General features: G+C 68.4%; 23 protein-coding genes. 10 read left to right on the forward strand and 13 right to left on the reverse strand.

What is annotated here, in order from left to right:
* Positions 1-4: 4 nt before the first annotated feature.
* The 3 genes from ACZYYX_RS02080 to glgX all read left to right on the forward strand — a co-directional run bounded on the left by ACZYYX_RS02080 (position 5) and on the right by glgX (position 3,474).
* Positions 5-679 (forward strand): ANTAR domain-containing protein, encoded by a 675-nt coding sequence (locus tag ACZYYX_RS02080; RefSeq protein WP_463812739.1) that lies wholly within the window; start codon positions 5-7, stop codon positions 677-679.
* Positions 676-1,227, forward strand: coding sequence for an isochorismatase family protein (locus ACZYYX_RS02085; RefSeq protein WP_463812740.1), 552 nt, complete (start codon positions 676-678; stop codon positions 1,225-1,227). Before ACZYYX_RS02080 ends, ACZYYX_RS02085 begins: the two co-directional genes overlap by 4 nt.
* Before the next feature lie 87 nt (positions 1,228-1,314).
* The gene (glgX, locus tag ACZYYX_RS02090) at positions 1,315-3,474 is read left to right on the forward strand and encodes a glycogen debranching protein GlgX (RefSeq protein WP_463812742.1); all 2,160 of its coding nucleotides are present in this window, start codon (positions 1,315-1,317) and stop codon (positions 3,472-3,474) included.
* A gap of 231 nt (positions 3,475-3,705) precedes the next feature.
* Here the strand turns inward: glgX and ACZYYX_RS02095 are convergent, their stop codons facing one another.
* Both ACZYYX_RS02095 and ACZYYX_RS02100 read right to left on the reverse strand, forming a co-directional pair.
* The gene (locus tag ACZYYX_RS02095; RefSeq protein ID WP_463812743.1) at positions 3,706-4,995 is read right to left on the reverse strand and encodes a maltokinase N-terminal cap-like domain-containing protein; all 1,290 of its coding nucleotides are present in this window, start codon (positions 4,993-4,995) and stop codon (positions 3,706-3,708) included.
* A gap of 41 nt (positions 4,996-5,036) precedes the next feature.
* Positions 5,037-6,047 (reverse strand): hypothetical protein, encoded by a 1,011-nt coding sequence (locus tag ACZYYX_RS02100; protein ID WP_463812744.1) that lies wholly within the window; start codon positions 6,045-6,047, stop codon positions 5,037-5,039.
* A 159-nt stretch (positions 6,048-6,206) separates the two neighbouring features.
* On the opposite strand from ACZYYX_RS02100, the gene ACZYYX_RS02105 reads away from it, so the two are divergent.
* Positions 6,207-7,019, forward strand: a complete 813-nt coding sequence (locus ACZYYX_RS02105; protein ID WP_463812745.1) for a HugZ family pyridoxamine 5'-phosphate oxidase — start codon at positions 6,207-6,209, stop codon at positions 7,017-7,019.
* A gap of 26 nt (positions 7,020-7,045) precedes the next feature.
* Positions 7,046-7,624, forward strand: a complete 579-nt coding sequence (gene pyrE / locus ACZYYX_RS02110) for an orotate phosphoribosyltransferase (RefSeq protein ID WP_463812746.1) — start codon at positions 7,046-7,048, stop codon at positions 7,622-7,624.
* Between the two features lie 45 nt (positions 7,625-7,669).
* On the opposite strand, the gene ACZYYX_RS02115 is transcribed toward pyrE, so the two are convergent.
* Genes ACZYYX_RS02115 through ACZYYX_RS02130 form a run of 4 tightly spaced genes read right to left on the reverse strand, consistent with a single transcriptional unit; the run spans position 7,670 to position 11,463 of the window.
* Entirely contained in the window at positions 7,670-8,704 is a 1,035-nt protein-coding gene (locus ACZYYX_RS02115; protein WP_463812747.1) for an ABC transporter ATP-binding protein, read from the reverse strand.
* Complete coding sequence (locus tag ACZYYX_RS02120) at positions 8,701-9,474, reverse strand: ABC transporter permease (protein WP_463812748.1); 774 nt, start codon at positions 9,472-9,474, stop codon at positions 8,701-8,703. The genes ACZYYX_RS02115 and ACZYYX_RS02120 overlap by 4 nt, the downstream gene beginning before the upstream one ends.
* On the reverse strand, positions 9,471-10,313 hold the full coding sequence (locus ACZYYX_RS02125; protein WP_463812749.1) for an ABC transporter permease: 843 nt from the start codon (positions 10,311-10,313) through the stop codon (positions 9,471-9,473). The genes ACZYYX_RS02120 and ACZYYX_RS02125 overlap by 4 nt, the downstream gene beginning before the upstream one ends.
* A gap of 1 nt (position 10,314) precedes the next feature.
* Positions 10,315-11,463 carry an ABC transporter substrate-binding protein gene (locus ACZYYX_RS02130; protein ID WP_463812750.1) on the reverse strand — a complete coding sequence of 383 codons (1,149 nt, stop codon included), beginning with the start codon at positions 11,461-11,463 and terminating at the stop codon, positions 10,315-10,317.
* A 118-nt stretch (positions 11,464-11,581) separates the two neighbouring features.
* Between ACZYYX_RS02130 and ACZYYX_RS02135 the strand changes: the two genes are divergently transcribed.
* Both ACZYYX_RS02135 and ACZYYX_RS02140 read left to right on the forward strand, forming a co-directional pair.
* A complete protein-coding gene (locus tag ACZYYX_RS02135; RefSeq protein WP_463814765.1) occupies positions 11,582-11,995 on the forward strand; it encodes a TIGR03668 family PPOX class F420-dependent oxidoreductase in 414 nt (137 codons plus the stop codon).
* A 114-nt stretch (positions 11,996-12,109) separates the two neighbouring features.
* Entirely contained in the window at positions 12,110-12,685 is a 576-nt protein-coding gene (locus tag ACZYYX_RS02140; RefSeq protein WP_463812751.1) for a sigma-70 family RNA polymerase sigma factor, read from the forward strand.
* On the opposite strand, the gene ACZYYX_RS02145 is transcribed toward ACZYYX_RS02140, so the two are convergent.
* Complete coding sequence (locus ACZYYX_RS02145; protein ID WP_463812752.1) at positions 12,661-13,572, reverse strand: DMT family transporter; 912 nt, start codon at positions 13,570-13,572, stop codon at positions 12,661-12,663. The genes ACZYYX_RS02140 and ACZYYX_RS02145 overlap by 25 nt on opposite strands.
* A 102-nt stretch (positions 13,573-13,674) precedes the next feature.
* Here ACZYYX_RS02145 and ACZYYX_RS02150 point away from each other — a divergent pair, with 102 nt between their 5' ends.
* On the forward strand, positions 13,675-14,013 hold the full coding sequence (locus ACZYYX_RS02150) for an aminopeptidase (protein WP_463812753.1): 339 nt from the start codon (positions 13,675-13,677) through the stop codon (positions 14,011-14,013).
* Positions 14,014-14,016: 3 nt separating this feature from the next.
* Here the strand turns inward: ACZYYX_RS02150 and ACZYYX_RS02155 are convergent, their stop codons facing one another.
* Together ACZYYX_RS02155 and ACZYYX_RS02160 are read right to left on the reverse strand one after the other, a co-directional pair.
* Complete coding sequence (locus tag ACZYYX_RS02155) at positions 14,017-14,322, reverse strand: hypothetical protein (RefSeq protein WP_463812754.1); 306 nt, start codon at positions 14,320-14,322, stop codon at positions 14,017-14,019.
* Positions 14,323-14,368: 46 nt separating this feature from the next.
* On the reverse strand, positions 14,369-15,169 hold the full coding sequence (locus ACZYYX_RS02160; RefSeq protein ID WP_463812755.1) for a hypothetical protein: 801 nt from the start codon (positions 15,167-15,169) through the stop codon (positions 14,369-14,371).
* 10 nt (positions 15,170-15,179) lie between these two features.
* Here ACZYYX_RS02160 and ACZYYX_RS02165 point away from each other — a divergent pair, with 10 nt between their 5' ends.
* Positions 15,180-17,090: a potassium transporter Kup gene (locus ACZYYX_RS02165; protein WP_463814766.1), complete on the forward strand. Its 1,911-nt coding sequence runs from the start codon at positions 15,180-15,182 to the stop codon at positions 17,088-17,090.
* Here ACZYYX_RS02165 and ACZYYX_RS02170 read toward each other — a convergent pair.
* Positions 17,073-19,445: a glycoside hydrolase family 65 protein gene (locus tag ACZYYX_RS02170; protein WP_463814767.1), complete on the reverse strand. Its 2,373-nt coding sequence runs from the start codon at positions 19,443-19,445 to the stop codon at positions 17,073-17,075. The genes ACZYYX_RS02165 and ACZYYX_RS02170 overlap by 18 nt on opposite strands.
* Positions 19,445-20,149 (reverse strand): beta-phosphoglucomutase family hydrolase, encoded by a 705-nt coding sequence (locus tag ACZYYX_RS02175; protein ID WP_463812756.1) that lies wholly within the window; start codon positions 20,147-20,149, stop codon positions 19,445-19,447. The genes ACZYYX_RS02170 and ACZYYX_RS02175 overlap by 1 nt, the downstream gene beginning before the upstream one ends.
* Positions 20,150-20,203: 54 nt before the next feature.
* Between ACZYYX_RS02175 and ACZYYX_RS02180 the strand changes: the two genes are divergently transcribed.
* Positions 20,204-21,073 carry an LLM class F420-dependent oxidoreductase gene (locus tag ACZYYX_RS02180; protein ID WP_463814768.1) on the forward strand — a complete coding sequence of 290 codons (870 nt, stop codon included), beginning with the start codon at positions 20,204-20,206 and terminating at the stop codon, positions 21,071-21,073.
* Between the two features lie 4 nt (positions 21,074-21,077).
* Here ACZYYX_RS02180 and ACZYYX_RS02185 read toward each other — a convergent pair whose 3' ends face one another.
* Positions 21,078-21,938 (reverse strand): rhomboid family intramembrane serine protease, encoded by an 861-nt coding sequence (locus ACZYYX_RS02185; RefSeq protein ID WP_463812757.1) that lies wholly within the window; start codon positions 21,936-21,938, stop codon positions 21,078-21,080.
* On the reverse strand, positions 21,935-22,321 hold the full coding sequence (locus ACZYYX_RS02190) for a VOC family protein (protein WP_463814769.1): 387 nt from the start codon (positions 22,319-22,321) through the stop codon (positions 21,935-21,937). Before ACZYYX_RS02190 ends, ACZYYX_RS02185 begins: the two co-directional genes overlap by 4 nt.
* Positions 22,322-22,610: the final 289 nt, after the last annotated feature.

Below are 22,610 nucleotides of genomic sequence, written 5' to 3' on the forward strand. Positions count from 1 at the left end.
CGATGTGCCCGATGAGGAACCACTCGAGCAGGCGCCGGTAGGTGATGAATCCCAGCGCGTCGGATGGTTCACGTTCCACTTCGACGACGAGCGATGGGATTGGTCCGACGCGGTGCAGATCATGCACGGCTACGAACCCGGCACGGTGACCCCGACCACCGAACTCGTGCTCTCCCACAAGCATCCCGACGACCGGCAGACGATCGCCGCGACTCTCGAGGAGATGCGTCGCGCGCACCGGCCGTTCTCGACCCGACATCGCATCGTCGACACCCGCGGTGACGTCCGCGACGTCGTCGTCGTGGGTGACCGGATGACCGACGAGCAGGGTCAGGTCGTCGGGACGCACGGCTTCTACGTCGACGTCACTGTCAAGACGATGACCCAGGAGATGGTCACCGCCGCATTGACGGAGATCGCCGAGAACCGTGCGGCAATCGAGCAGGTCAAGGGCATGTTGATGCTCATCTACCGGGTCGACAGTGATGCCGCGTTCGAACTGCTCCGCTGGCGATCCCAAGAGTCGAACGTCAAGCTGCGCGCGCTCGCCGAGCAGCTCCTCGCCGACTACCGGCAGCTCGACTACCAGGACACCCTGCCCAGCCGTGAGACCTTCGACCACCTGCTCCTGACCGCCCACCAGCGGGTGGGAGGCGGCGCGGATACCGTAAGGCCATGAACGCGCTCATCATCGTCGACGTGCAGAACGACTTCTGCGAAGGCGGATCGCTGGCTGTCGAGGGAGGCGCCGCGGTCGCACGCTCCATCACCGACCTGCTGGCCGGCGAGCACGGCTACGACCACGTGGTGGCCACCAAGGACTTCCACATCGACCCGGGTGAGCACTTCTCCGATCACCCGGACTATGTCACGTCCTGGCCCCGACACTGCGTCGTCGGCACCGACGGTGCCGAGTTCCATCCCGACCTGGACGTCACGCCCGTGGAGGCCGTGTTCCACAAGGGCCGGTACTCGGCCGCCTACAGCGGCTTCGAAGGCGTTGACGACGACGGCACCTCGTTGGCCGACTGGATGCGCGAACGCGGCGTCGACACCGTCGACGTCGTCGGCATCGCCACCGACTACTGCGTCAAGGCGACCGCCGCGGACGCGGTCGCCGCCGGGCTGAACACCCGCGTCCTACTCGATCTCACCGCCGGGGTCGCCCCCACCACGACCGATGACGCCGTCGGCGCGCTCCGCGCGGCCGGCGTCATCGTCAATTGACGTCCCTGTGACATAACGAACGGTTGCAGCACCCCCGTTGTGGGCATCCCCTACCGCCACCCGCCGCACGCACACCAGGAGAGCTCCTTGACTCAGACCGCCGCCTCGCCCGACACCTCGTATGCGCTCGAGGTGTGGCCCGGCAAGGCTTACCCTCTCGGGGCCACCTATGACGGATACGGCACCAACTTCGCGCTGTTCAGCGAGGCCGCCGAGAAGGTCGAGCTGTGCTTGTTCGACGTCAACGGCGAGCAGACCGACTGCATCACGCTGCCCGAGGTGGACGGGTACATCTGGCACGGGTTCATCCCGAACATCGAGCCGGGCCAGCGCTACGGCTACCGCGTGTACGGCCCCTACGACCCGCCCAACGGGATGCGCTGCAACCCGAACAAGCTCCTGCTCGACCCCTACGCCAAAGCCATCGACGGACAATTCGACTGGAACCAATCGCTGTTCAGCTACGACTTCGGGGATCCCGACAGCCGCAACGACGACGACTCCGCGGCGAGCATGCCCAAGTCCGTGGTGGTCAATCCGTACTTCGACTGGGGAAACGACCGACCGCCCAACCTCGAGTACGCCGACTCGGTGATCTACGAGGCCCACGTCAAAGGCCTGACGCAAACCCATCCCGACATCCCCGAGCAGATCCGCGGAACCTACGCCGCGGTCGCGCACCCGGTGATCATCGACCACCTGAAATCGCTGGGAATCACCGCGATCGAACTGATGCCGGTGCACCACTTCGCCAACGACTCGACCCTGATCGACAAGGGGCTGTCGAACTACTGGGGCTACAACACGATCGGGTTCTTCGCCCCCGACTCCAAGTACAGCTCGAACCCGAACCCGGGCGGGCAGGTCCAGGAGTTCAAGGCGATGGTGCGGGCGCTGCACGAAGCCGGCATCGAAGTCATCCTCGACGTCGTCTACAACCACACCGCTGAGGGCAACCACATGGGGCCGACACTGTCGATGCGCGGCATCGACAACGCGGCGTACTACCAGCTCGTCGACGACGACAAGCGGTACTACATGGACTACACCGGTACGGGTAACAGCTTCAACGTGCGGCACCCGCACTCGTTGCAGCTGATCATGGACTCGCTGCGGTACTGGGTCACCGAGATGCACGTCGACGGGTTCCGCTTCGACCTGGCCTCGACCCTGGCCCGCGAGTTCTACGACGTCGACCGGCTGGCGACGTTCTTCGAACTCGTGCAGCAGGACCCGACGGTCAGCCAGGTCAAGTTGATCGCCGAGCCGTGGGACGTCGGCCCGGGCGGCTACCAGGTCGGCAACTTCCCGCCGCAGTGGACCGAGTGGAACGGCAAGTACCGCGACACGGTCCGAGACTTCTGGCGCGGTGAGGGCGCCAATCTCGACGAGTTCGCCTACCGGCTGACCGGCTCGTCGGACCTCTACGAGCACACCGCGCGACGGCCGGTCGCATCCATCAACTTCGTCATCGCCCACGACGGCTTCACGCTGCGCGACCTGGTGTCGTACAACGAGAAGCACAACGAGGCCAACGGCGAGGACAACAACGACGGCGAGAGCCACAACCGGTCGTGGAACTGCGGCGTCGAAGGGCCGACAGACGACCCGGAGATCAACGCGCTGCGGGCCCAGCAGGAACGCAACTTCCTGACCACGCTGCTGCTGTCGCAAGGTGTGCCGATGATCTGCCACGGCGACGAGCTGGGGCGCACCCAGGGCGGCAACAACAACGGTTACTGCCAGGACAACGAGATCACCTGGATCGACTGGTCGACCGTCGACGACGGTCTGCTGGACTTCACCCGGGCGGTGTCGGAGCTGCGAGCCAACCATCCGGTGTTCCGGCGGCGGCGGTTCTTCTCGGGCAAGCCCGTCGGCCGCCGCGGTGACGCCGGTCTGCCGGACATCGCGTGGTTCAGTCCCGACGGCACGGAGATGACCGGTGAGGACTGGGGCGCCGGTTTCGCGAAGTCGCTGACCGCGTTCCTCAACGGCCACGGCATCCCGGACATGGATGCCCGCGGCCAGCGCGTGATCGACGACTCGTTCCTGCTGTGCTTCAACGCCCACTACGAGCCGATCGACTTCACACTGCCTCCCAAGGAGTTCGGGGCGGCGTGGGTGCCGGTGATCAACACCGCCGAGCTGACTCCCGACGGCCAGCCGGACGAGGCTCAGCCCGCAGGGGAGACGCTGAAGGTGCCGGCGCGGACGACGGTCGTTCTGCGCGCGCAGACCGACTGAGACAGCGCTGTGAAAAGACTGCCTTGAAAGACGTTGCGCGGCATCGCGCTTAGACGCCAGGTTCAGCGTCTTTGCTGCATCGGTGTGTTAGCTTTGGGGAGCTGTTGCAGCCGTGGTCGCTAGTGGGCGAGCGTCTTGACGCGAGGCCACCGGTCGGGCGGGCCGGAGTAGGAGCCGTAGAGCGGCGGTGACCTACCGGGCGGCCACGGTTGCCAGCTTTTTATGCAGTCTTCAGCTGCCCACGATGCGTTCGATCGACCGCATCGGGATCGGCAGCCACGACGGACGGAACCTGGCTTCATAAGCCGCCTCGTAGACGGCCTTGTCCAGCTCGTAGGCAGCCAGGATCTGCCCCGCGGCAGCCGGATCCGCCCCGCCACCGGCGGCATAGCCGTCATAGAAGGCGGCGCTGTTGCGGTCCACCCACTGCCGCGCCCGCTCCGCCAGTTCACCGTCGTCGCTCGTGTCGGAGCTGCGCTCGACCACCAACTGGTAGGCGGCGTATTCGAACGACCGCAAGACACCCGCCACGTCGCGCATCGCCGAATCCGGACGGCGCCGCTCGTCGAGCGGCTGTCCCGGCTCACCCTCGAAGTCGATCAGCACCCAGCCGTCCTCGGTCCGAAGCACCTGCCCCAGGTGCAGATCGCCGTGCACGCGCTGCACCACCATCGCCTCGTCGGCCAGCGCGCGGTAGCGCGCCTCGATCCGCGGCGCGTGCTCAGCCAACGCGGGCGCTGCGTCGACCGCAGTGCGCAACCGGTGCAGCACCGTATCGACAGGAAACCGGACGGTCGACGTACCGAGGGCGTCGGCCAGCGCCGCGTGCACGGAGGCCACTGCCTGTCCCAGTCGTCGGGACTCCCCGGTGAAGTCGGAGAAGTCCTCGCGCGTGCTCGCGGTCGCCATGTCCCAGCCCTCGCAGCTGTCTGCCGCGAACGCCGTCACCATCCCGAGTGCCGACGGCTCCTCTGGACCGGTCTCGAACGATCCGAACAGCGTCGCCACGTGGGTGTTCTGTGCCCGCGCGAGGACCCGGTTCAGCTCGATGTCCGGATTGATGCCGGGGGTCACCCGCCGGAACACCTTGAGGATGGCGTCGCTGCCGAAGATCACGCTGGTATTGCTCTGCTCCGCCCCCGAGACGCGCGGCGCCGCGTCGAGCGGCAGCGCGGCGCCGGGCTCCTTGACGAAGGTCAGCGGGCCCACCGTCGCGGACTCGTCGATCAGCGTGAGCAGGCGGGTGGCCGCGGCCGGATCGAACATCGCATCGTAGGCGAAACGGTCCTGGTCCGATCCGATGGCCGCGAGGTCTCCGAAATCGGGCACCGGGGTGTCACTCCAGCGGATCAGCACCTGGTAGCGCTCGGTGGTGCCGTCGCCGTAGCCGACGTCGAGCAGGACATGGTCGAGGTCGGCACTCAGCGAAGTCACGGCGGTCGGTTCGGCACTGGTCAATTGGCGGGTGCGACCGGCGTACCAGCGCTGTCGCACGATCCAGTCAGCGAAGGGCAGTCTCATCACGGTGTCCTTGTACCCGTTCCGCCGCCGCGACCCCACGCTCAGGCGAGGAAACGCTCCGCTCCGGCGGTGCGGACGAACCTCAGACTGTTGGCCTGCCGGTAGCCGAGCACGCCCCCGCCGAAGGTCAGCAGGATGAGGCCGGCGAGCCCGGGAAGCGCGACGGCGGCGAGCTGGGTGATGGTCGGGCTGACCATGGAGCGCGGCATCGCCTCGGGTCGCGGCCCCGACGCACCGGTGGCCATGGGTTGTGCGGCGGCCCCCGGCGTCGGTTCGATCGAGCCGCGGATCGTCGGCGTGCTCGCTCCGGCGACGCCCGGCGCGGTCACACCCGGCTCGGCGGCGACGGCGTCAGGTGCGCGGGTGCCTGCCCTGGGGCTGGCGACCGTGATGGCGCGCGGAACGGTCACGACCAGCGGCGCGTGCAGCACCGTCGGATCTTGGCCTACGCCTGCGCCGCCGCCCCCTCCGCCTGCGGTCCCGGTGGCGGCGTCCACCACCGGCGCTTCCTCCTGGGTCCGGAACGCGGGGCCCGGCGGCGGCGCGGGCGGCACGATCGACAGGGCCGAGAGGAACTGCGTGAGCGTCGGCACGGGGATCTGGACGGTGGTGTAGAAATTTCGCGGCAGCGGCAGCTGGCCCGAGGGGATCTCACCGGGGGCGGGCAGCCGCAGTACCGGGATCGTCAGCGAGCGGCCCGAATCGACCTTGCCGGATTCTCGGGGTGGCTCCGGGCTGTCCGGCTCGGAGGGTTCACGGGAGCCGCCGTTGCGAGACGGTTCCTCGGGTTCGGTGTCGACGGTGACCGACGAATCGGTGTCCGGGGTGTCAACCGAGGGTGACGAGCCGCCGGAGGTGTCCGTCGACGTGTTGTTGGAACCTTCGGTACCGCCGCTGTCGGTGCCGCCGGAGTCCGTCTGCGAGGAACCGTCGCCGTCCGACGGCTGAGCGAGGACGGGCCCGACACCTATCCCAGACCCCACCCCGCCGAGGAAAAGAACCATGGAGAGCGCACCGGCAGCGGCGAAGGCACGCGATGCGGGCCGCCCCATGATGCCCCCTAATCCGGCAGACGCACTAGCGAGGAGATGCCGCCGACTATCCTCCCCATCTCGGCAATTCTCGCACATCAGCACAACCCCGCGGCCCGATCCGAGTTTGCTGACGACGGGCCGAAATCGACGCGCGCGTCAGTGCGTTATCGTGCCGTCGTGACGTCCGGAAGCCGACCCCGCGATCACGGCGACCCCGGCGATGCGCCGACCATCCCGCCGCCGCTGCGCGAACCCGTCAATCCTGCGCGCCCGTCGGCGGCCGAGGAGGCCCGCACGATCGCGGCGTCGACGAACTCCGCGACGCTGGCGACGCTGACCGGCGACGGCGACCCGTGGGCCTCGTTCGTGACGTACGGCCTCCTCGGCGGAGCTCCGGTGCTGTGCGTGTCGAACCTCGCCGAGCACGGCCGCAACCTGGCGGCCGATCCGCGCGCGAGCCTCGCGATCGTCGCCCCCGCCACCGAGTCCGACCCGCTGGCCAATGCGCGCATCACGGTCGCTGGTCGTGTGGAGCGACCGACGGGCGACGAGCAGGCGGCGGCTCGCGATGCGCACCTCTCGGCGGTGGCCGCGGCCAAGTACTACATCGACTACACCGACTTCACGCTGTGGGTGCTGCGGGTTGACCGCGTGCGATGGGTCGGTGGCTACGGCCGCATGGAGTCCACGAGCGGCGCCGACTATGCCGCGGCGCAGCCCGACCCGATCAGCCCTCATGCCGCAGGTGCCATCGCCCATCTCAACGCCGACCACGCCGATGCACTGGCCGCGATGGCCCGCGAGCTGGGTGGCTACCCCGACACGACGACCGCCTCGTGCACCGGCGTGGATCGCTACGGCCTGGATCTGCGGCTGATGACCGAACGCGGAATGGCCTACACCCGAATCGGTTTCGCCTCACCACTCGATTCCGCCGACGAATTGCGTTCCGCCGCGGTCGAGTTGACGCGTCGGGCGCGCGGGCACTGATTCGGGGCGGGCACTACCATCGCGCTATGCCCGAGCAGATGCAGCGTCCCGAGACCTGGCAGGCCGCGTTCGAACTGATCCGCACGCGCGGGCACGAGCGTCGCGAGGAGCCCTTCCGGCTGGCCAGTGGTCAGCTCAGCCACGACTACATCGACGGCAAGTTCGCGGTCGACACGGGCGAGCGCCTGTCGGTGGTCAGCCGTGCGGTGGCCGATCTGGCGGCGGCGGAGGGCATCGAGTTCGACGCCGTCGGCGGACTGACGATGGGTGCCGACCCGCTCGCGCACGGCGTGGCGATGGTGACTGGCAAGGCGTGGTTCTCGGTGCGCAAGGAGCAGAAGAGCCGCGGCCGCGAGCAGTGGATCGAGGGCACCCGGTTGCAGTCCGGGGACCGGGTGCTGCTCGTCGACGACGTGATCAGCACAGGTGGCTCCACCGAGCTGGCTCTCGAGCGCATCGCGCCCCTCGGGGTGGTGGTCACGGGTGTGATCCCCATGGTCGATCGCGGGGACATCGCGGCCGCGCGGTTCGCCAAGCGCGGCATCCCCTTCCACGCGCTGGTGAGCTACCGCGACCTGGGCATCGACCCGGTCAAGGACGTGTGATTTCGGCGTGGTTGTCGTCGCTGACCGACGATAAGCACGCCGAAATCACGCTGGGGTGACGAGCACGGCGTCGCTGTCCACTGCGACCGCGACCCGCTCCCCCGGCTGCAGGTCCCGGGCCGCCGAGCTGGCCATCTGAGCCATCAGCGCCGCTCCGTCGGCCGCCGTCAGGTGCACTCGTGAGATCGCCCCGAGAAACGACACCGACGTCACGGTCGCGGTACCCGACGGATCGGCGGTCACGCTCACCGACTCGGGCCGCACCATCGCCACACCCTCACCGTCGACGGACCCCGGCGCCGCGGGCAGTGACAGACCGAGCAGCGACGCATGTCCACCGGACACAGAAGCCGGCACCTTGTTGTTCAGCCCGACGAAGTCCGCGACGAACGGGGTCGCGGGGTGTGCGTAGAGCTCGGCGGGCGCCGCGAGCTGTTCGAGCCTGCCCTTGTTCATCACCCCGACGCGGTCCGCGACGGCCAGCGCCTCCTCCTGGTCGTGGGTGACGAACAGCGTGGTGGTGCCGACGTCGAGCTGAACACGCCGGATCTCGTCGCGCAGCTGAGTGCGCACCTTGGCGTCCAGCGCCGAGAGCGGCTCGTCGAGCAGCAGCACCCGGGGCTGGATCGCCAGCGCGCGGGCCAGCGCGACCCGCTGCTGCTGACCGCCCGACAGCTCCTTCGCGTAGCGACTGCCCAGCGCGCCCAGGCCCACCAGGTCGAGCATGTCGGCGGCACGGGAAAGCCTCTCGCTCTTGGCTTTTCCGCGCATCTTCAAACCGAACGCGACGTTGTCGAGCACCGTCAGATGCGGAAACAGGCTGTACGCCTGGAACACCATGCCCATGTCCCGCTTGCTGGCCGGCACCCTGCTGACGTCGACGCCGCCGACGGTCACCGTGCCCGACGTCGCCTCGTCGAGGCCCGCGAGGATGCGCAGTGCCGTGGTCTTTCCGCAGCCCGACGGTCCGAGCAGCGCCACCATCTCGCCCGGCTCGATGTGCAGGGTCAGCCCGTCCAGCGCCCTGGTCTCGCCGTAGAGACGGGTCAGCTCGGTGAGCTCGACGGCAACTCCGGTCACGTGGTGACTCCTGTCTGGTGGCGGCGGCCGCGGGTGACCAGCGAGAGGATCAGCAGCAGCGCGAAGCCGAACAGCAGCGTGGCCAGCGACGCTGCCACCGAGGTGGGGCCGTTGCTCTTGCCGATGGTCACGATCTGTACCTGGAGCGTCTCGTATCCCGACAGCGACGCGATCGTGTACTCGCCGAGCACGACGGCGATCGAGATGAATGCGGCCGACAGGATGCCCGACCAGATGTTGGGCACCACGACCCGCAGGATCGTCGTCGCCCAGCCCGCGCCCAACGACCGCGCGGCCTCCGAGAGGGTCTGCAGATCGATGCTCGAGAGCGCAGCATCGAGCGCCCGGTAGGAGAACGGCAGCACCACGACGACGTAGACGAACGTCAGCGTCAGTGCGGACTCACCGAGGAAGTAGGTGACCCACAGGTAGACGTTGCGCAAGCCGACGACGATCACCAGCGCCGGGATCGTCAGCGGCAACAGGCACAGGAACTCGACCAGCCCCTTGGCCCAGGGGGCGCGCAGCCGTACCCAGATCATGGTGGGCACCAACAGGATCAGCATCGCCACGACGGTCAGGACCGCCAGCGACAGCGACACGACGATGGCCCGGTACAGCTGCTCGTCGGCGATCAGGTTGGCCCAGGCCTGCCCGGTGCGTCCGCCGGAGATCAGGTCGCGGGTCGAGAAGTCGGCCATCGCGTAGAGCGGGAAGCAGAAGAACAACCCGAAGACCACCCACAGCAGCCCGCGCACCGCCCGCGTCATGACAGCCACCGCGCGCTGCGCCGCACCAGCAGGTTGTAGGCGATCATCACCAGGGCCACGACGACGATCATCTCCAGTGCCAGCGCGTAGGCGAAGCCGGCCTGCCCCAACACCACCTCACTGACCAGAGATGCTCGGATCAGCAGCGGCAGGATCGGGCTGCCCTGACTGACCAGGGCAGCGGCCGTCGCGTAGGCGGCGAAGGCGTTGGCGAACAACAGCAACATCGAACCGAGGAACGCCGGTGTCAGCAGCGGCACCGCCACCTCTCGCCAGTAGTCCCACGTGGACGCCCCGAGGCTGACCGCCGCCTCGCGCCACTGCTCGCGCAGCCCCTCGAGTGCCGGCACGAAGACGATCACCATCAGCGGGATCTGGAAGTAGGTGTAGACCAGGATCAACCCACCCAGGCCGTACAGCCAGCCCGAGCCGGCGAGGTTCCACCCGGTGGCCTGCTGCACCCACAGCGTCAGCACACCGTTCAGACCGACCGTCGCCAGGAACGCGAAAGCCAGTGCGACACCGCCGAACTGGGCCAGCACACTGCACAGCGACAGCACCGCCCGGCGCACCATCGACGTCGGTGGGCTGCTGACGATCAGCCACGCCATCACCGCACCGAGCAGCGCACCGAGCACGGCCGTGGCGGCGCTCAGCAGCACGCTGTTGAGCAGAGCCGAGAGCGCGGTTCCGGTGAACAGCGCCGCGATACGACTCAGCGAGAACACCCCGTCGATGTAGACAGAACTCACCACGACGGTGACCGTCGGGATGATCAGGAACACCACGACGACGGCCAGGAACGGCAGCAGCGGCAGGCCGTCACGGACGCGGCGCATGTCAGCCAACCGCGGCAGCCCAGTTCTCCGACAGGTACTTCGACGCCGCCTCGGTCTGCTGGGGAGTCGGCACCGTGACCGGCCCGTCCACGACCGGCAGCGACTTGGCGACCTCGGCGTTCAACGTCTTGTTGGCGAGCATGTTGTCGGCGCGCACCGGCCGAACCCCGCCCTGGGCGTACAGGTTCTGACCCTCGTCGCTGTAGAGGAACTCCTGCCACAGCCGCGCCGCCGCCGGATGCGGTGCCTCTTTGTTGATGGCCTGGTAGTAGTACCCGGCGACGGCGGCATTCGGCGGCACCACCACCGTCCACGACGGAAGCTTCTTGGTCTCACTGGAATTCGTGTAGTTCCAGTCGATCACCACCGGCGTCTGTCCGGACTCGATGGTCGCGGGCGTCGGGTCGACGGGCAGGAAGTTGCCTGCCTGCTTGAGTTTGCGGAAGAACTCGACACCCGGGGCGATGTCGTCGGCCGAACCACCCTGCGACAGCGCCACCATCAGCACCCCGGAGAACGCCGCACCGGCCTGGGTGGGATCTCCGTTGAGCGCGACCTTGCCCTGGTACTCGGGCTTGAGGAGATCGTTGACCCCTGTCACCGGGGGGACTTTGGCCGAATCGAAGCCGATCGACATGTAGCCGCCGTAGTCGTTGACCCATGTTCCGCCCGAATCTTTGAAGGCAGCCGGGATGTCGTCGAAGGTGGCCACCTTGTACGGCGCGAACATCGCGGTGTTGGCCAGGGCGACGGACTGGCCGAGGTCGAACACGTCCGGCGCGCTGCTGCGGCCCTTCTGCTGGTTGGCCGCGTTGATCTCGTCCTGGCTCGACGCATCGGGTTGCGCGGAGTTGACCTTGATGCCGTACTTGTCGGAGAAGGCCTTGATGATCGCCCCGTAGTTGGCCCAATCTGGCGGCAGCGCAATCACATTCAGCTCACCCTCGCCTTTGGCCGCCTCGACGAGGCCGTCCATGCCACCGAAGTCCTGTGCCGAGGTGGCCTCCGATGCCTTGGCGCCGGACTGCGTCTGCGAGCCGGAATCGTTCTTCTCCGGCGGGGCGCATGCCGCGGCGCCGACGACCAGCAGGGCGGAGGCGGCGCAGGCGAAGAAGCGGGACAGACGTCCAGTGGCGTTGGCAGAGGGCATGGTTGAGACCTTCCGGTGAGCAGGAGGCTGCGCAGTGGCGCGGCGATTACCTGGCCGTGTCATCGCGGTGAACCATAACCTGGCGGCGCTGTTCGCGCCTAGGGTTGAGCCGGTGAGCATGTCCCGGCCTGTCGCCGAGTTCGGTGGCGCACCGGTGGCGGTGCTCGCCACCGTGCGCCCCGACGGTGCTCCTCACGTCGTCCCGGTGGTGTTCGCGATGGCCGCCGATCGCGACGACGTGGTCTTCACCGCCGTCGACGCGAAGCCCAAGTCGACGCAGCGGCTGCGCCGGTTGGACAACATCGCCCACCAGCCGGCGGTGAGCCTGCTGGTGGAGCACTACGACGACGACTGGTCACGGCTGTGGTGGGTCCGTGCCGACGGCACGGCGACGATCCACGACGCCGGCGAGACCGTGGCGGCGGGGTACGCGGCGCTGCGCGCCAAGTACCCGCAGTACGAAAAGGTCGCGCTCACCGGGCCAGTGATCAGCATCCAGATCCACCGCTGGACGTCCTGGAGTGGGGGCTAGCCGGTAGAGGCTGCGGTGGTTGTCCGCCGCCGGGTTGGAGGTCAGCCGGGCAGACGCGGGGGCAGCCCGGCGGAAGAGTCAAGGGCATCATCCACGCGTTGCCGAGGAGCCCCGATGACCGATCAAATCCAGCTCACCGAACGATTCGAACGCGACGCGGTGCCGCTGTTGCGTCAGCTGCGCGGGCACGCGGTGCGACTGACCCGCAACCCGCTGAGCGCCGAGGACCTGCTGCAGGAGACGGCGGTCAAGGCGTTCGCGTCGTTCGGCGGGTTCACCGAGGGCACCAACCTGGCCGGCTGGCTCTACCGAATCATGGTCAACGCCCACATCAGCGAGCACCGCAGAGCGCAGCGACGCCCGACCCTGGAATTCACCGACGAGTTCTCCGAACGCCAACTGCTGAACCATCATCAACGCGCCGGTGTCGCGCACTCCCCCGAAGATCAGGTGCTGGCGCTCCTCGGCGATCCGGCGATCGCAGCGGCGATGCGCTCCCTGCCCGAGCACTACCGCACCGCGGTGTACTTCAGCGACATCGAGGGCCTCGCGGTCCGAGAGATCGCCACCCGGCTCCAGGTGCCGATCGGCACCGTGATGTCCCGCGTCCACCGCGGCCGGACCCGACTGCGGCTGGCGCTGCGGGACAGGGCCGCCTCCGTCGGCTACTCGGTGCCCGAGGCAGCCTGACGCTCTGCGAGTTCGGTAGCGGTCAATCGCTCTTCGTAGGCGCCTTCGTCGCGCCCCAGCGCGATCGTGCCCGCGGCCATCGCCAGCGTCGCGACTGTCAGCGCCACGGCATCGAGGCGGCTGACGTCGAGCTGTTCGCCGAGCACGACGGCCCCCAGGATGACCGCGATCACAGGCTCCAGGGTCAACATCGTCGGCACCGAGGTCTGCAGGGATCCCGCATGGAACGCCGACTGCTGCAGCAGCACCGCGATCACTCCGAGCACCACCAAGAGGTAAGGCACCGGCGTGATCATGACGGGGAGGAGGCCCTCGTGGGTCAGCACGTGCATGAACAATTTCGTGAGCACCGCGACGACGCCGAACAACACACCGACCGCGACCGCGAGCAGCACCGCCCGCCGCCAGTCGGCACTGCGCAGAGCGACCACGACACAGACCATCACCAGCACCGTGCAGACCACGGCGACGATCGCCGACGTGCTCAGTGAGGCCTCGTAGTCGCCGGGGCTGGGCTTGGCCAGCACCACGAACACTGCGAGCGCCGCGGTGAGCAGCAGCGCCCAGGCCCACTCCGCGCGGGTGACCCGACGATGGGCCAGCCGGGCCGACAGGGGCAGCGCAAACAGAAGCGCCGACACCAGGATCGGCTGCACCAGCAGCAGCGAACCGTTGGCCAGCGCCAGCGCCTGGAAGACGTAGCCGGCGATCGCCGCTGCCGTGCCCGCCCACCACAGCGGCCTGCGGATCAGCGTCAGCACCATCTTGCTGCTGACACCGTGTTCGGCCGGCACGTCGAGCGTGGCCCGCTGCCGCACCACGATGCCGATGGCCAGAAACACCGCCGCCAACAACGACAGCAGGACGGTCACCCCATGGCCGATCACCCGACAAGGACAGCACATCCGAGGGGCTGCTGCCCACCCGGCTCGGCGGGCGCCGATGATCGATCTTGTTTCGTCATCACAGAACTGGGCACTCCCTGCGCCATGAATCTGCGGAGAGTTGTCATGCTCGTCGGCGCGGTGGTGTTGCTCGTCGGAGTCATCGCGTTGCTGGTGCCGGTATCGGTGCCGGGACCCCAGGGCGACATCGGGTGCGGCAATGCGATCGCGTCGGATCTGTCCCAGGCGCGCGACGTCGACAGCAAGAATCTCGCGAACCTGCCGGTGCTCAACGAGATCATCCCGCACAAGGATTTCGTGGCCGAGTGCGACTCGGCGCTGTCGTCGCGGCGGTCGTGGTCGATCCCGGTGGCGGTGGTGGGTGTACTGGTGCTCGCCGGCTCGTTCTTCGTCGGCGGCCGCACCGGCCGGGTGCGGGCCTAGCAGCTAGCTGGCGCGCTCGCTCTTGACCACCCGCAGCCGGGGCCGCTCCTGCGGTTCCGGCTGCGCCGACGGTTGCGGCCCGATCTTGTCGGTGACCGTTGCTGCCACCGAGTCGATGCGGTTGACCGCGCGGTCGCACAGCCCGCGAACGCGATCCCCAGCGGTGTCGACGGCCGTGTCGACATCGTCGGCGGCGCTGAGCAGGTAGGCCCGCATGTTCAGCCGCCAGCGATCCCCGGCGAGCCGCAATCTGCGCCGGAGCCGGTCGTCGACCTCGACAGTGACATACGGCAGCACTCGAAGCTTCATCTCCCGCGCCTCCCTGTATGGATGCCTGTGCCCAGGGTAGCGGGAATCAGCGTGCCGATCGGGCCGCCGCGACGGCCGCCGCAGCCTCCCGGCTCGCCTGCTTGCCGGCCTCGTAGGCGTCCTCGGCGGTGCGCAGCGCCTCTTCGGCGGCGTGCAGCGCCTCTTCGGCGGCGGTGAGGCGGCGCCGCGCATCCTCGACGCGCAGCCGAGTCACGGCCAGATCGGACTGCAGCTCCGGTAGCGCGGCGTCGGCGTCCGCCTGTCGTGCCAACGCCGCTGTCAGCGCCGGGGACGGCCCTCGTCGGGGCGGCTCTGCCGGCGCGGCCGGCCGGGCGGGGGCGCGTGTCGCCGTCACCGGGGTGGCGACGCCGAAGTCGCCGAAACCGGACCACTGCTCGGCCTTGGTCAGCCGGCCGAGTCGAGCGAGCACGTCCGGATCCGCGACGGCGGCTTGCAGCGTCGAGACGACGTCGTCGCGCAGCGCGGCCGACGGGTCGGTGATCCCGGCGGCGACGAATCCGGCCCGGCTCAGTTCCTCAACCAGCCGGCGTTGCTGCGTGGTCAGCGCGCGGATCGCCTCACCGTCCATCGCCGCGTGCGCGTCCCGCAGGCGTGTCCGCAGATCGGTCAGTTGTGTTCGCGCCGTTCCCTTGAGCGCCAGCAGGTTGACCACCCATGCCGCGACGGTCGGTTTACGGCTGCCGCGGATCTGTGTCGCCGCGGGACCGTCGCCGGCACGCTTGGCGGCCGCCGCCAATTCCGTGCGGCGCGCGGTGAAGTCCTCCGGGCGCGCCGCGTAGAGGACGTCAAGTGCGTCGGACGCTTGAACGGCCGGAGGATCGGTCACACTGTCCACTATCACCGAGAACACTGGTCGCCATCCACTCCGCCCGGCCATCGTGGTCGGGGCACTGGGTGTGGTGTTCGGCGACATCGGCACCAGCCCGATCTACACGCTGGCCACCGTCTTCGATCCCCACGATCCGCACCCGGTGCCGGTCACGCGGGACCACGTCTACGGCGTGGTCTCGCTGATCTTCTGGTCGGTGATGATGATCGTGACGTTCACCTACGTCACGCTGGTGATGCGCGCCGACAACCACGGCGAGGGCGGCATCATGGCGCTGATCACGCTGGTCAAGAAGTTCTCGAAACCGTCCACCCGGCGGGTGTCGTCGGTGCTGGCCGCTCTCGGTGTGTTCGGCGCGGCGCTGTTCTTCGGCGACAGCATGATCACCCCGGCGATCTCGGTGCTCTCGGCGGTCGAGGGCGTCAAGGTGATCGACCCCGGGTTCGCCGACTTCGTGGTGCCGGTGACGGCGGTCATCATCGTGATCCTGTTCTCCGTGCAGCGCCGTGGCACTGAAACCGTCGGCCGGTTCTTCGGTCCGGTGATGATCCTGTGGTTCGCGGTGATCGGTGCGTGCGGCATCCGCGGCATCGTCGCCGATCCCGACATCCTCTGGGCGCTCTCCCCCACCCACGCCCTGGAGTTCCTGTCCGGACGCTTCCACATCGCGTTCTTCGCGCTCGCGGCGATCGTGCTCGCGGTCACCGGCGCTGAGGCGCTCTACGCCGACATGGGGCACTTCGGCCGCAAGGCCATCACCGTGGGCTGGCTGGGCCTGGTGTTGCCGGCCTGCACGCTCAACTACTTCGGGCAGGGCGCGCTGGTGCTGGCCGACGAACGGAACGTCTCCGCACCGTTTTTCCTTCTCGTGCCCGAGTGGGGGCGCATCCCGATCGTGCTGCTGGCCACCGCGGCGACGGTGATCGCCTCGCAGGCGGTGATCACCGGCGCGTTCTCGGTGGCGTCGCAGGCTGCGAAGCTGGGGTACCTGCCGCGGCTGCGCATCCACTACACATCGGCCACCGCGATGGGGCAGGTCTACGTGCCCTGGATCAACGGGATGCTGATGGTCGCCGTGCTGATCCTGGTGTTCGCCTTCCGCAGCTCGTCTGCGCTGGCCTATGCGTTCGGTATGGCGGTCACCGGCACGATCACGATCACCACGCTGCTGTTCTTCTACATCGCCCGCACCCGTGCAGGCGCCCCGCTGTGGCTGGTGATCGGTGGCGGCGCGGTGCTGTTGACCGTCGACCTGATGTTCTTCGCCGCCAATATGACCAAGCTGGTGCACGGGGCATGGCTGCCGCTGCTGATCGCCGTCGTCGCGTTCGTGGTGATGACGACGTGGCAGCGGGGCCGGGTGATCGTCACCGCGGAACGCCGCGAGGTCGAGGGCCCGATGCAGGAGTTCATCGACGGGCTGCGCTCGATGGACCCGCCTCTCGTGCGGCTGCCGGGCACGGCCGTGTTCCTCAACAGGGGCGACGACACGGCGCCGCTGTCGATGCGCACCAATGTCGAACACAACCACGTGTTGGCCGAGCACGTGGTGATCATGAGCCTGACGACCGAGCCGGTGCCCCGCATCCCGGATTCCGAGCGCCTCAGCGTCGACGAGCTCGGGCCGCGTGACGACGGGATCGTGCACGTGGTCGCCCGGTTCGGCTACATGGAGCACATCAACGTGCCGAGGGTGCTGGCCATGCTGGAACCCGAGCAGACCGAAGGCCGGCTCGACCTCGCGAACGCGACCTATTTCCTGTCGAAACTCGAACTGTGCGAAGGCGATCGGCCGTCGATGGCGCGGTGGCGCAAGCGGCTGTTCATCGCGACGTCCTACATCACCTCGGACGCGGCCGCCTATTTCGGACTGCCGCTGGAACGCACGGTCGTCATCGGATCACGGCTCGAGGTCTGATTTCTGCAAATGCCGACGCATCGGCTCTCGGCCGGGCGGCTGGGTCGGCGGCGGCAGAAGTGGGGTGATCGGGCGAACCTGCACCGTGGTCGGTGAGTCCGTGTTGATCTCCAGCGGTTCACCGGCGTGCCGGATGGTCAGGCGGTGGTGCGGGCCGTCGCGCAGCGTGTAGGTCACCGACGAGTGATCGGCCTCGACCGTGACGCGAAAGTTGCGCCAGCGCAACCGGAAACAGAGCCGCTTGATCCCCGCGGGCAGGTGTGGGTCCAGGCTCAGCATGCCCTCGTCGTCCCGCAGTCCGCCGAAGCCACCGACGAGCGCGGTCCAGCTGCCCGCCAGCGACGCCAGATGCAGACCGTCGCCGGTGTTGTGGTGCAGGTTGCGCAGATCGATCAGAGCGGCCTCGTAGGCGTAGTCGTGGGCGAGCTCGAGATGGCCTACCTCGGCGCACATCACCGCCTGCGTACATGCCGACAGCGACGAGTCGCGGGTGGTCCGCTTCTCGTAGTAGTCGACGTTGCGGGCCTTCTGCTCGGGCGTGAACGCGTGGCTCTGCCACTGCATGGCCAGCACCAGGTCGGCCTGTTTGACCACCTGTGCGGGATACAGCCGGACGTACGGCTCGTGAAGCAGCAGAGGGTATTCCGTGTTCTCCCGGAAGTCCCACTCCCGCAGGGTGGTGAAACCGTCGCACTGCGGATGCACGCGCAAGTCTTCGTCGTACGGGATGTGCACGGCATCAGCGGCATCGCGCCACGCGGCCGTCTCCTCGTTGTCGACGCCGAGTTCCGCCGCGGCGTCGGGATTGCGGTGGCAGGCGTCCGCGGCGATGCGCAGGTTGTTGGCCGCCATCAGATTGGTGAACACGTTGTCGCGCACCACCGCGGTGTACTCGTCGGGGCCGGTGACGCCGTCGATGCGCCACAGACCATCGCGGTCGTGGTGCCCCAGCGATATCCACAGCCGCGCCGTGTCGACGAGAACCGCCAGACCACAGTCCTTTTCGAGGGAGTCATCCCCGGTGACCACGCGGTAGCGGTCGAACGCCATCGCGATGTCGGCGTTGACGTGGAACGCGGCGGTACCTGCCGGCCAGTACGCCGAGCACTCCTCTCCGGCGATGGTGCGCCACGGAAAGCTGGCACCCTCGAGATCGAGCTCTTTGGCGCGGTCGCGCGCCAGGCCCAGCGTCGACGACCGCCACCGCAGCGCGTCGGCGGCGGCGTGCGGCGCGGTGTAGGTGAGCACCGGCAACACGTAACCCTCGGTGTCCCAAAAGGCGTGGCCGTCATAGCCGGTACCGGTGAGACCCTTGCCGGCGATCGCGCGGCGTTCGGCGCGGGCACTGGCCTGGATGACGTGGAAGAGACCGAACCGCACCGCCTGCTGGCAGTCGGCGTCGCCGTCGACCTCGACGTCGGCGCTGTCCCAGAAGTCGTCGAGATACTCCCGCTGTGAGTCGAGCAGCCCGTCCCAGCCGGTGTAGCGGGCGCCGGCGATGGCCGCGGCGACCTGGTCGCGCAGGGCGGGCCGGGACCGGATGCTCGACCAGCCGTAGGCGAGATACTTGACCAGGCGCAGCTTTTCACCCGGCTCCAGTGCGCACACCACGGTGGTACGCGCCCAGTCACCACCGGCATCGCCGCTGATGTCGACGCGTCCGGGCGCGTCCACGACGTGATCCATCGCCGCAGCCATCATCAGCTTGCTGTTGCGGGTGCGGTGGATCAGCACCGCGCCGTTGTCGCTGACCTCGTGCTGGATCGCCTTCAGCGGGTTCTTCAGGACCGACGCCACCCGCGGATCGTCCGAGGGCGCCGGCTGGTCCTCGTTGGCCACCAACTCGGACTGCAGGGTGACGCGCACGGGGTCGTCGACCGCTTCGACGATGTACTCGATGGCGGCCAGACCGCGCTGCGCGAGCGACACCAACCGCACGGAGGTCACCCGAACATGCTTGCCCGCAGGCGATTTCCACTCCGCGGTCCGCGTCAGGGTGCCCGCCCGCATGTCGAGCACCCGTTCGTGGGACAGCAGCTCGCCGTAGCGGACGTCGAACGGTTCGTCCTCGACGAGCAGTCGGATCAGCTTGCCGTTGGTGACGTCGACGATCGACTGGCCGTCCTCCGGGTAACCGAACCCTGCCTCGGCGTAGGGCAGAGGCCGCGTCTCGTAGAACCCGTTGAGGTAGGTGCCCGGCAGACCGAAGGGTTCCCCTTCGTCGAGGTTGCCGCGTAAACCGATGTGGCCGTTGGACAGTGCGAAGATCGACTCCGTCTGGGGCAGCAGGTCGAACACGAGCTGGGTTTCGCGGATCTGCCACGGTTCGACCGGGAAGGCCTCGTCGGTGATCATCATCGGTCGAGCAGCTCCCCGAGGTCGGTGACGACGATGTCGGCGCCGTGGTCGCGCAGGGCGTCGGCCTGCCCCACGCGGTCGACGCCGACGACGCTTCCGAAGTGCCCGGCGTGGCCGGCGGCCACACCCGACTGCGCGTCCTCGAACACCGCGGCATCGCCCGCTGCCACGTCGAGCAGTTCCGCGGCCCGCAGGAAGCTGTCCGGTGCGGGCTTGCCCCGCAGGTGCTCCTCCTGCAACGTCACGCCGTCGACGCGCACCTCGACGTACTGGGCCAGACCGGTGATCTCGAGAACCTGTTTGGTGTTGGCGCTCGACGACACCACGGCGCGGCGCAGCCCGGCTTCGGCGACCGCCTGCAGGTAGCGGCGCGATCCGTCGAACACCTCGACCCCGTCTTTCTCCAGGGTGTGCTGGAAGGCCGTGTTCTTCTCGTCGCCGAGCCGGCGCACGGTCGCGTCGTCGACGTCGATGTGCCGGCTCTGCAGGAAGGACCGCACCCCGTCCTCGCGCGGTTTGCCGTCGACGTAGTCGTCGTAGTCGGAGCCGATGTCGAACGGGGTGAAGTCGTCGCCGTCACGCTGCCGGAGGAACTCGTCGAACATCGCCTTCCACGCCCGCTTGTGCACGCTGGCGGTGTCGGTGAGCACTCCGTCGAGGTCGAACAGGCACGCGCGGATGCCCTCCGGTAAACCGAACACCCACCCTTTCTACCCAGACGGACTAATTTCCACGCTGTGGCGGTTGGCCCCGGTATGCGCATCGGCGTGGTTTTTCCGCAAACCGAGCTCGGCGGCGACCCCGGCGCGGTGCGCGCCATGGGGCAGCGGGTCGAGGAACTCGGGTTCACCCACCTTCTCGCCTACGACCACGTGCTCGGAGCTGACCCGGCCGTGCACCGCGATTGGGCAGGCCCGTACGACGTGGACACCACGTTCCACGAACCGCTGGTGATGTTCGGCTATCTCGCGGCCGTGACGACGACGCTGGAGCTGGTCACCGGCGTGATCATCCTGCCGCAGCGCCAGACCGCGCTGGTGGCCAAGCAGGCCGCGGAAGTGGACCTGTTGACGGGCGGACGGTTCCGGCTTGGTGTGGGGCTGGGCTGGAATGCCGTCGAGTACGAGGCGCTCGGCGAGAACTTCCGCGATCGGGGCAAACGGTCGGAAGAGCAGATGGAGCTGCTGCGCCGGCTGTGGACCCAGCGCTCGGTGACCTTCGAGGGGCGTCATCACCGCGTGGTGGGCGCGGGCGTGGCTCCGCTGCCGGTGCAGCGTCCCATCCCGTTGTGGATCGGCGCGGCGTCGCCGCGGGCCTATGACCGGGTGGGCCGGCTCGCCGACGGCTGGTTCCCGATGTTCGCGCCGGGGCCGCGTCTCGACGAGGCGCGTGCCGTGGTGGACCAGGCGGCCCGCGACGCCGGACGAGATCCGGCGAGCATCGGGATGGAAGGACGCGTCAGCTGGGAGGGCGATCTCGACGCCGCCGTCGCGGCGATCGAGTCGTGGCAGCAGACCGGCGCCACGCATCTGACGGTGAACACCATGGGCGCCGGCCTGACGTCGGTCGACGAGCACCTGGCTGCCCTGGAGGCTGTCGCGGGCGCGACGGGCCTGTCCGCTTAACCGGTCACAGCCCGAACGTCGCCTGGAGGTCTGCCGTGCGCCACACCACGATGGCGACCAGGAGAACGAGGATCGCGGCGCAGGCGCCGGCCTGGACCGCGGTGCGCTGGGCGCGCGGTGCGTAGGCGAAGACCGCGGCCACCGCGGCGCCGGTGATCAACCCGCCGACGTGGCCCTGCCAGCTGATGTTCTGCGAGCTGATCAACGGGAAGACGAACGTGAACGCCAGGTTCAAGACGATGACCCCGACGACGCCGCGGACGTCCATGTTGAGCCGCTTGCCCACGACGAACGTCGCGCCGAAGAGTCCGAACACCGCACCCGAGGCACCGGCGGTGAGCGCGTTCAGCGTCAGCAGGTAGGCCAGCGTCGAGCCGCCCAGCGCACTGAGCAGGTACAACGCAGCGAACCGCAGCCGGCCCAGCGCCACTTCCAGCGGCGGACCGACGAAGTAGAGCGCGAGCATGTTGAACGCGATGTGGGCGAACCCGAAGTGCAGGAACGCCGACGTCAACAGCCGGTACCACTCGCCGTCGGCGACCGCGATCGGCCACAGCGCCAGCGCGCGCTCCAAGCCGGGCAGCGCCATCTGCAGCGCGAACATCGCGACGTTGAGCCCGATCAGCGCGTACGTGATCACCGGCGTCGTCGACTGGCGCGCGACCGCGCCGAACGGAGTGGTGGCCTGGCGGACCGACCGGGCGCCCGCGCCGACACACTCCGCACACTGATGACCGACCGCCGCGCTGTGCATGCACTCCCCGCAGATGAAGCGGTTGCAGCGGGTGCAGCGGACGTAGGTTCCCCGGTCAGGGTGCCGGTAGCAGGCCGCGGGCGGTGGGGGCGGGTACCCGGGCTGGCTCATAGGGTGCCGAACAGTTCGACGTGGTTGCCGTCGGGGTCGGCGACGAACATGAAGCCCATCCCGGGCACCGGCGCGAACTCCGTCGGCGGCTCGACGATCTGATAAGGCGACGCCTCGAACGCCGCCGCGACGTCGCGCAGCCCGGTGACCCCGATCGTGAAGTACCGCAGGCCGGCCTGGGCACGCCCGCCGCCGGGCATCGCGGGGGCGGGCGGGGTGTCGTAGGTGACGAGCTTCAGCACGCACGTGCCGAGCGTGTAGCGGCGCTGCGATCCGCCCGCGAAGGCGATCTCCCCTTGCGGCTCGAGTTCGAGGAACCCCTCGTAGAACGCGGTCATCGCGTCGAGGTTCGTGGTGACGAGCCCCACCTCGATGCCGGGCATCAGCAGATCCAGCTTCACGCCACCAAATTAGCCGTTGGCACATAACGATTCGGACACAACGCACATCACGATCATTTAAGGAAGCGTCACCGATCGTGAGAAATCTCAACGATGACCCAACGTCAGAGGGGGTTTCGCGGTTGTTTTGAGGCCGATCTCACGCCTCGATCCTGTAACACTCCACCGGTGGATGCGGCGGCGTCATCCGGTCCGGTTTGAGCCCTCTCGCACGGGGTTACCGTGGATTTCGGGCGGGGAAACGCAATACGTACGACGTCAACAAACTCTG

This window comes from Mycobacterium sp. IDUB_1, assembly GCF_055419625.1.

Coding starts and splice junctions, on each gene's coding strand:
- ACZYYX_RS02190 (WP_463814769.1), bottom strand. CDS start 22,321: ATGCCCGGCATCGAGGTGGGGCTCGTCACCACGAACCTCGACGCGATG.
- ACZYYX_RS02120 (WP_463812748.1), bottom strand. CDS start 9,474: ATGACGCGGGCGGTGCGCGGGCTGCTGTGGGTGGTCTTCGGGTTGTTC.
- ACZYYX_RS02125 (WP_463812749.1), bottom strand. CDS start 10,313: ATGCGCCGCGTCCGTGACGGCCTGCCGCTGCTGCCGTTCCTGGCCGTC.
- ACZYYX_RS02185 (WP_463812757.1), bottom strand. CDS start 21,938: ATGAGCCAGCCCGGGTACCCGCCCCCACCGCCCGCGGCCTGCTACCGG.
- ACZYYX_RS02135 (WP_463814765.1), top strand. CDS start 11,582: ATGTCCCGGCCTGTCGCCGAGTTCGGTGGCGCACCGGTGGCGGTGCTC.
- ACZYYX_RS02170 (WP_463814767.1), bottom strand. CDS start 19,445: ATGATCACCGACGAGGCCTTCCCGGTCGAACCGTGGCAGATCCGCGAA.
- pyrE (WP_463812746.1), top strand. CDS start 7,046: ATGCCCGAGCAGATGCAGCGTCCCGAGACCTGGCAGGCCGCGTTCGAA.
- ACZYYX_RS02180 (WP_463814768.1), top strand. CDS start 20,204: ATGCGCATCGGCGTGGTTTTTCCGCAAACCGAGCTCGGCGGCGACCCC.
- ACZYYX_RS02155 (WP_463812754.1), bottom strand. CDS start 14,322: ATGAAGCTTCGAGTGCTGCCGTATGTCACTGTCGAGGTCGACGACCGG.
- ACZYYX_RS02150 (WP_463812753.1), top strand. CDS start 13,675: ATGAATCTGCGGAGAGTTGTCATGCTCGTCGGCGCGGTGGTGTTGCTC.
- ACZYYX_RS02095 (WP_463812743.1), bottom strand. CDS start 4,995: ATGAGACTGCCCTTCGCTGACTGGATCGTGCGACAGCGCTGGTACGCC.
- ACZYYX_RS02100 (WP_463812744.1), bottom strand. CDS start 6,047: ATGGGGCGGCCCGCATCGCGTGCCTTCGCCGCTGCCGGTGCGCTCTCC.
- ACZYYX_RS02085 (WP_463812740.1), top strand. CDS start 676: ATGAACGCGCTCATCATCGTCGACGTGCAGAACGACTTCTGCGAAGGC.
- ACZYYX_RS02140 (WP_463812751.1), top strand. CDS start 12,110: ATGACCGATCAAATCCAGCTCACCGAACGATTCGAACGCGACGCGGTG.
- ACZYYX_RS02130 (WP_463812750.1), bottom strand. CDS start 11,463: ATGCCCTCTGCCAACGCCACTGGACGTCTGTCCCGCTTCTTCGCCTGC.